Origin of the sequence: Achromobacter sp. LC458, assembly GCF_001005835.2 — a bacterium.
Classification (GTDB): domain Bacteria; phylum Pseudomonadota; class Gammaproteobacteria; order Burkholderiales; family Burkholderiaceae_B; genus Achromobacter; species Achromobacter spanius_B.
In genome coordinates, this window is the sequence record NZ_LBHW02000004.1 from 234,407 (window position 1) to 241,463 (window position 7,057).

Here is a 7,057-nt window from a genome sequence, read left to right on the forward strand (position 1 = left end):
AAGTGCGTGCATCAGAAAAAGGACGCCGAAACTTGAAACAGCTTTTCCACGCGCGGCATCTGCCGGCGCGACGGGACGAAGACGATCACGTGGTCGTCCGTTTCAATGACGGTATCGGCATCGGGCAGGATGATTTCGTCGTCGCGAACCAGCGCGCCGATGCTGGCGCCCTTGGGCAGGCTGATCTGACCCACCGGCCGCCCCACTACCTTGGACGTGGACCGGTCGCCGTGCGCGATGGCCTCAAGGGCCTCGGCCACCCCCTGGCGCAGCCGGTGTACGGCGGCCACGTCTCCGCGCCGCACGTGGCGCAGCAGTTCGCTCATCGTGGCTTGCGACGGGGATACGGCGATGTCGATATGGCTGCCCTGCATCAGTTCGCCGTAGGCCTGGCGGTTGATCAGCGCGATCACCTTGCGCGCGCCCAGGCGCTTGGCCAGCAGCGACGACATGATGTTGTCTTCGTCGTCGCTGGTCAGCGCCAGCCAGGTGTCCATGTCTTCGATGTTTTCGCGTTCCAGCAGGGCCTCGTCGGTGCCGCTGCCGTGCAGGACCAGCACACTGTCGGGCAACTGGGTCGCCAGGTATTCGCAACGCTTCAGGTCGCGTTCAATGATGCGAACGCTGTATTTTTCTTCGGCCAGCTGGCGCGCCAGCCGCAAACCGATGTTGCCGCCGCCCGCGATCATGACGCGTCGCACGGCGCGTTCGGCATCACGCAACTGGCGCACGGCGCGGCGCGCATCGCGCGAATCCACCACCAGCACGACTTCGTCGCCCGGGGCGATCACCGTGCCGCTGCCCGCTCGCAGCGGCCGCCCGCCCCGCAGCACGTCAATGACACGCGCTTTCACGTCGGGCCAGACGTCGCGCAACTTGTCCACGGGGGAATGCGCCATCGGGCTGCCATGCCCCACGCGCACGGTCACGACGCTGACCCGCCCTTCGGCAAATTCCACAACTTGCAGGGCTTCGGGGAATTCAATCAGGCTATGCAGGTAGGTGGTGACGCTGCGCTCGGGGCTGATCAGCGCGTCAATGCAAAAGCCCTCTTCGCTCATGAGTTCCGGGTGTTCCGGGAACTCAGCGGAGCGAATACGGGCGATGCGGCGGGGGATATTGAACAGCTGGCGGGCGATCTTGCAGGCCACCATGTTGGCGGCGTCGGAGGCCGCACAGGCGATGAACAGGTCGGTATCGGCCGCGCCGGCGGCTTCCAGCACCGACACCTGCGAGCCGTCGCCATGGACGACGCGCAAGTCGAAATGTTCCTGCAAATACCGAAGCTGCGTGGGATCGGTATCCACCACGGTGATGTCGTTTTGCTCGGACACCAGGTTTTCGGCCACGCTGGTGCCTACGCGACCAGCGCCCATGATCAGGATTTTCATGTGCTGCGCTTGCGCGCCGACTCGATGCCCAATTGCTTGAGCTTGCGATAAAGGTGGGTGCGTTCCAGGCCGGTGCGCTCGGACACACGCGTCATGCTGTGGCTTTCGCGTACCAGGTGATATTCGAAATAGATGCGTTCGAATTCGTCCCGCGCTTCGCGCAGGGGCTGGTCCAGCGAAATGCTGCCCAACTGGCCGTTGGAAGTGACCGGCACTTCGTTGGCCGGCGCCGTCGTCAACACGGGAGGGTCAAGCTCGTCTTCCAGCGCCACGGCCGGGCTGACCGCAGCCGGATGCACGGCGACGGGCGCCGGGTGCGGGGCGCGCCCACGAGCCAGACCCGCCGCCACGGTCTTGAGCAGCCGTTGCAGCGTGATGGGCTTTTCCAGGAAATCCATGGCGCCGATGCGCGTCGCTTCCACTGCCGTGTCGATGGTGGCGTGGCCGCTCATCATGATCACCGGCATATCGAGCAGCCCTTGCGAGCCCCACTCTTTCAGCAAACTTACGCCGTCGGTGTCCGGCATCCAGATGTCCAGCAACACCAGATCAGGACGCATGCGAAGGCGAGCGGCGCGCGCTTGCGCTGCGTTTTCGGCCAGTTCGACCGTGTGTCCTTCGTCGTAAAGGATCTCCGACAAAAGCTCGCGTATACCAACTTCGTCGTCAACCACCAGAATTCTGGCCATAAAGCATCCCACCTATTGCGTAGCCGCATTATCCTTTTCTTGCGCGGTCGCGTCCATAGTGTCTGCCCCGGTGGTCACCGCCAACCGGGTCAACAAGATGGAAATCCGCGCCCCCCCTTCCTTGCGGTTAGCAAGGTCGATACGCCCGCCGTGCTCTTCAACGATCTTGCGCACGATTGCCAATCCTAACCCAGTCCCGTGGGACTTTGTGGTTACGTAGGGCTCGAACGCGCGCTGCATCACCTGCGCCGGAAAGCCCGGCCCCGTGTCCGCAACGGTAAATCTCAGGGCCTGTTGGTCGGCCCGATCCGGCTGCTCGCTGCGCATCAACTGCGTCGTCACGCTGACCCGCCCCTGGCCGCCCGACTCGGCGATGGCGTCGCGGGCGTTGGACAGCAGGTTGTGAATGACCTGGCGCAGCTGGGTCGGGTCGCCCTCGATCTCGGGCAGGCCCGGTGCCAGCGACACATCCAGATTCAAGGCCTTGCCCGTCGCGCGGGAAACGCCGCCGTCCGGCTCCCAGCCGTATAGCGACAGCACGTCGGCCACCAGCGCATTGAAGTCGATGCGCTGCATGACGGCCGGCGGCGTGCGCGCGTATTCGCGGAAGTCGTCCACCATCTGCTTGAGCGAAGCCACCTGGTTGACGATGGTATTGGTGGACCGCTGCACGATCTGCGCCTCGGCCGGTTGCAGCTTGCCTTCCAGCTTCATGGCCAGCCGTTCGGCGGACAGCTGGATGGGCGTCAGCGGGTTCTTGATTTCGTGGGCGAGGCGACGCGCGACTTCGCCCCAGGCCACGGTACGGTTGGCGGAAATCACTTCGGTAATGTCGTCGAACACCACCAGATAGCCGTTGCCGCGCCCGTCCACGCGCAGATGGGTGCCGCGCGCCAGCAGCGTCAGGGGCTGGGGCGCGGTGGGCGCATCGGCCTGGGCCGGGCCGATCTCGAACTGCTGCTGCCAGTGCTGGCGCTCGGATCCCACCGCCGCGTGCGTCGAGAACGCCTGGCGCACGATGTTCGCAAATTCCAGCATGCCGTCCACGGTTTCCAACGGCCGGCCGATGACCGAACGCAGGTCGACGCCCAAAATCGTCTGCGCGCCCTGGTTGACCGTCGTCACGCGGAACGACTCATCAAACACCAGCACCCCGGACGACAGGTTCGACAGCACGCTTTCCAGATAGACGTTGGACCGTTCCAACTGCTGACGATTGCTTTCCACCATGCGGCGCGCCTCGTCCAGCTGGCGCGTCATGGCATTGAACGACCGCGTCAGCTGGCCGACTTCGTCGCGTTCCGGGGGTTCAGGTAGCGGCCGGTAATCCCCCACGCCCACCGCCTGCGTGCCGCCGGCAAGACTCAGCAGCGGGCGCACCAGGCGCTTGGATAGGGACAGCGCCACCGCAATAGCGCCAAACGCGGCCAGCAGCAGCGCCAGCGTCAGGGTGATGCCATACAGCTTGCGCAACCCCAGCCGCGACAGGGCCAGTTCCTGATAATCCCGAAAGCCCTGCTGCACCAGATTGGCGTTATGCGCGATCTGTTCCGGCACGGGTTGCAAGAGTTGCAGCCAGCGCGGCTCGGACGTGGCACCCAGCAGATTGTCGTAGCGGTCGGGCCCGGTCAGCGGGATCACGACCCGCAAATGCAGCCCGCCCTCGGCGCCCGGGGTGACCGGGTCGTCGGCTTCGGCCGCGGAATAGCCACGCGACAGGCGCAACTGATTCATCACGGTGGACGGCGGCATCGCCGGCAGCAACTGGCCGTACTGGCTGGTGGAAAACGCCACCATGCGGCCACTGCCCGTGAAGACCATGGCCTCTTGCACGCCGTTGGCCTCGCGCAGACGGGTCAACGCCAGCGTCACGCCGCTATCGGTATTGCGATTCAGTTCGACGGCCATGGACCGCGCGCGCGCGTCCAGGTCGGCCAGCAGCGAGTCCAGGGCGGCGCGGCCCAGGTTCAGGCCGGCTTCCAGGGCGGTATCGACCCGCACGTTGAACCAGGATTCGATCGAGCGGGACATGAACTGCACCGACACGGTGTAGATCAGCGCCCCCGGCACGACGCCAATCAAGGCGAAGGCCAACGAAAAGCGCGCGGTCAACCGCGCGCCAAATTGCCGACGCCGGATCTGACGCGCCAAGCGCACCGTCAGCGCCACCACCCAGATAAACAGCGCCAGCGCGAAAATGCCGTTCAGCACCAGCAACGTATCGTAGTAACGCGCAAAGCGCGACGCATTGCCCGTGGACCACGCCAGCAGGCCCAGCAACGCCAGGCCACTTACGGCCCCCACCATCAGGGCCAGCCGAAGCAATAGCCTCATGAGGGATCTTTCTCCTGGTCGCTCAGCATGAACGAGAACTCCGTCCAGGGCGTGCCTTGCGCCCACGAACTGCTATTTAGCGCATTCACCTGGAACGGCCGGGGCAAGAGCGAGGTGTCCAGGCGCAGCCGCAGCTGCCCGCCGTACAGTACCCCGGCGTCAAAATCGGCGGCATCCGCCACCGACCAGTTGCGGATATGGCGGATGACGCTCATGGCGTCGTCCAGCGAGGCCACCGGAAACGAAAGTTCGCCGACGCCCGCGCGCCACTGCCGCGTCAGCGCGTTATAGACGACCCGCCACGTGCGTGAGGTGTCCACCAGCGACTTGTCGAACCAATACCAGCGCTGTTGCGTCATGGTCAGGTCGGCCGTGAAATACAAGGGGACGCCGCGCTGGGCGGCGTCCCGCAACTGCTGGTTCAATTCGAATTCAATGTCGGCATCGATCTCGAGCTTGCCATTGCGTACCGCGGGCTCTACCCGCGTCACCCGGGGCTCGGCGGCATGAACGTCGCCGCCCGGCACGGAACAAAGCAAGGTAGATACCAGCAACAACCCTAGAAATAAACGCGAAATAGTGGACATACGACACCGCAACACCGTCATGCCCCTATTCTTGGTGATTCAGGACTGCTTGGCAAACAAGGCGTAGAAAAAGCCGTCATGTTGCTCGACCGGTGTTGCATCGAGCGCAACTGGCAGCAACTGGCCGGGCGCATCCAGCCGTTGGGCCTCGGGGTGGCGTTGCAGGAATTCAAGCGCCTGGCGCGCCCCTTCGATCGGGAAAACCGAGCACGTCACATAGAGCAGTCGGCCGCCGGGCGCCACGGTCTTCCACAGGGAATCCAGGATCCTGGCCTGCAAGGTGGCGGTGCGCCGCACGTCGTTTTCGCGACGCAACCAGCGGATGTCGGGGTGGCGGCGTACGATGCCCGATGCCGTGCACGGCACGTCGGCCAGCACGGCGTCGAAAGGCTTGCCGTCCCACCAGGCGTCCAGGTCGGCCGCATTGGCCGCCTCCAGGCGCACGCGCTTGCTGGCCAGCCCCAGGCGGTCCAGGTTTTGTTCCACGCGTTCCAGCCGTTCGCCGTCGGCGTCCAGCGCGACCAGATCGATATCGGCCAGTTCCAGCAGGTGCGCGGTCTTGCCGCCCGGCGCCGAGCAGGCGTCCAGCACGCGCATGCCGTCAGTGGGCGCCAGCAGTTCGGCCGCCAACTGCGCACCCGCGTCCTGTACCGACCACCACCCTTCGGCAAAGCCAGGCAACTGTGTCACGGGTTTGGGGCTGCCAAGCACCACGCCGGCCTGACCGACCGGTTGCGCCTCCAGGCCCGCGTCCTGAAACGCCGCCAGGACCTGTTCGCGGCTGGCGCGGCGGCGGTTCACGCGCAGCGTCAGCGGCGCCGGCACATTGGCCGATTCCAGAATCCGCTGCCAATCCTGCGGATACGCGATGCCCAGTTGCTTGACCCACCAACCCGGGTGGTTCCACTGCGCCTCGGGGCTGTCGGCCACCGCAGCGTCAAGCGCCACCCGCTCGCGCAGGAAGCGGCGCAGGCAGGCGTTGAGCATGCCCTTGAACGACGCAAGGCTGCGCGTATTGGACGCCGCCGTCACCGCCTGGTCCACGACCGTGTGGGCCGCATAAACCGGCATGCCCGGCAACTGCGCGGCGGCCTCGCCCTCTTCTTTCAGCAGCGTCAGCGACACCAGCAGCAGCGATTCGAACAACACGCTGGGGTAACGCTGAACCAACTCACGGCCCACGGCATCGGCCCAGCCCAGGTATCGCATCGCATGAAAAGATACCGCCTGGGTCGCCGGGCGCAAGGCAACGCTGACATCGGTCAACGCGTCCGTCAGGGAACGGCCGTCCAGCACACTCTCGACCACCCCCGCGCTGGAAAGAAGTACGGAGGAAAGCGGAGGGGCAAGATGGGGGGAGTCGGAACGCGTGGACATGGTGGGAATTCTGAGAATAAGACCGATATGGTAGCCGGACCTGGACGAATGGCGCTGGCCAGATCAAACTGGCCGCTGCCTAGGAGCCCGCTTTATGTCCACCGCCACCTTGCTGTTGTTCATCCTGGCCTCGGCCGTCGCCATCATCACCCCCGGTCCCACCACGCTGCTTGCCATGAGCAACGGCTCGCGCCACGGCGTGCGCGCCGCCAGCTGGGGCATGGCCGGCGCGGTACTGGCCGACTTGATTCTGGTCGGCTCGGTGGCTTCGGGTTTGGGAGTGGTGCTGGCCGCGTCTGAAGTCGCATTTCAGATTATTAAATGGGTGGGCGCGGCGTATTTGGCCTATCTGGGCTGGAAGATGCTGCGGTCGGATGCTGCGTTGGTATTGCCGTCTGCGGCTACGGATATAGACCGACCGGCCGGCTTGGCGCTGGGGATGCGCAGTTTTCTGGTGGCGCTGACCAATCCCAAGGCGCTGTTATTCATGTCTGCGTTCTTGCCGCAGTTTATTGATCCCCAGGCACCGCTATTGGTGCAATACGCGATTGTGGCGGGGGTGCTCGCCACGATTAATGTGCTGACGATGCTGGTATATGCGGCGTTGGGTGCGCAGATGGTGCGGGTGTTCAGAGGGTCGGGGTTACGGTGGCTGAACCGAGTTTGTGGCGGCGTGATG

6 protein-coding genes are annotated in these 7,057 nt (G+C 64.9%); 1 reads left to right on the top strand and 5 read right to left on the bottom strand.

The window, feature by feature from the left end:
• Positions 1–11 precede the first annotated feature (11 nt).
• From trkA to rsmB, 5 genes are read right to left on the bottom strand one after another with little or no spacing between them, the layout of a single operon-like run.
• The gene (gene trkA, locus YH64_RS05675) at positions 12–1,391 is read right to left on the bottom strand and encodes a Trk system potassium transporter TrkA (RefSeq protein WP_046803152.1); all 1,380 of its coding nucleotides are present in this window, start codon (positions 1,389–1,391) and stop codon (positions 12–14) included.
• Positions 1,388–2,080 (bottom strand): response regulator, encoded by a 693-nt coding sequence (locus tag YH64_RS05680; protein WP_046803151.1) that lies wholly within the window; start codon positions 2,078–2,080, stop codon positions 1,388–1,390. Before YH64_RS05680 ends, trkA begins: the two co-directional genes overlap by 4 nt.
• 12 nt (positions 2,081–2,092) lie before the next feature.
• Positions 2,093–4,414, bottom strand: coding sequence for an ATP-binding protein (locus YH64_RS05685; RefSeq protein WP_046803150.1), 2,322 nt, complete (start codon positions 4,412–4,414; stop codon positions 2,093–2,095).
• Entirely contained in the window at positions 4,411–5,022 is a 612-nt protein-coding gene (locus tag YH64_RS05690; protein ID WP_046803149.1) for a DUF4390 domain-containing protein, read from the bottom strand. Before YH64_RS05690 ends, YH64_RS05685 begins: the two co-directional genes overlap by 4 nt.
• 18 nt (positions 5,023–5,040) lie before the next feature.
• Entirely contained in the window at positions 5,041–6,378 is a 1,338-nt protein-coding gene (rsmB, locus tag YH64_RS05695; protein WP_046803148.1) for a 16S rRNA (cytosine(967)-C(5))-methyltransferase RsmB, read from the bottom strand.
• A gap of 94 nt (positions 6,379–6,472) precedes the next feature.
• On the opposite strand from rsmB, the gene YH64_RS05700 reads away from it, so the two are divergent.
• The coding region (locus YH64_RS05700; protein WP_143215260.1) for a LysE family translocator at positions 6,473–7,057 on the top strand (585 nt) is incomplete at its 3' end.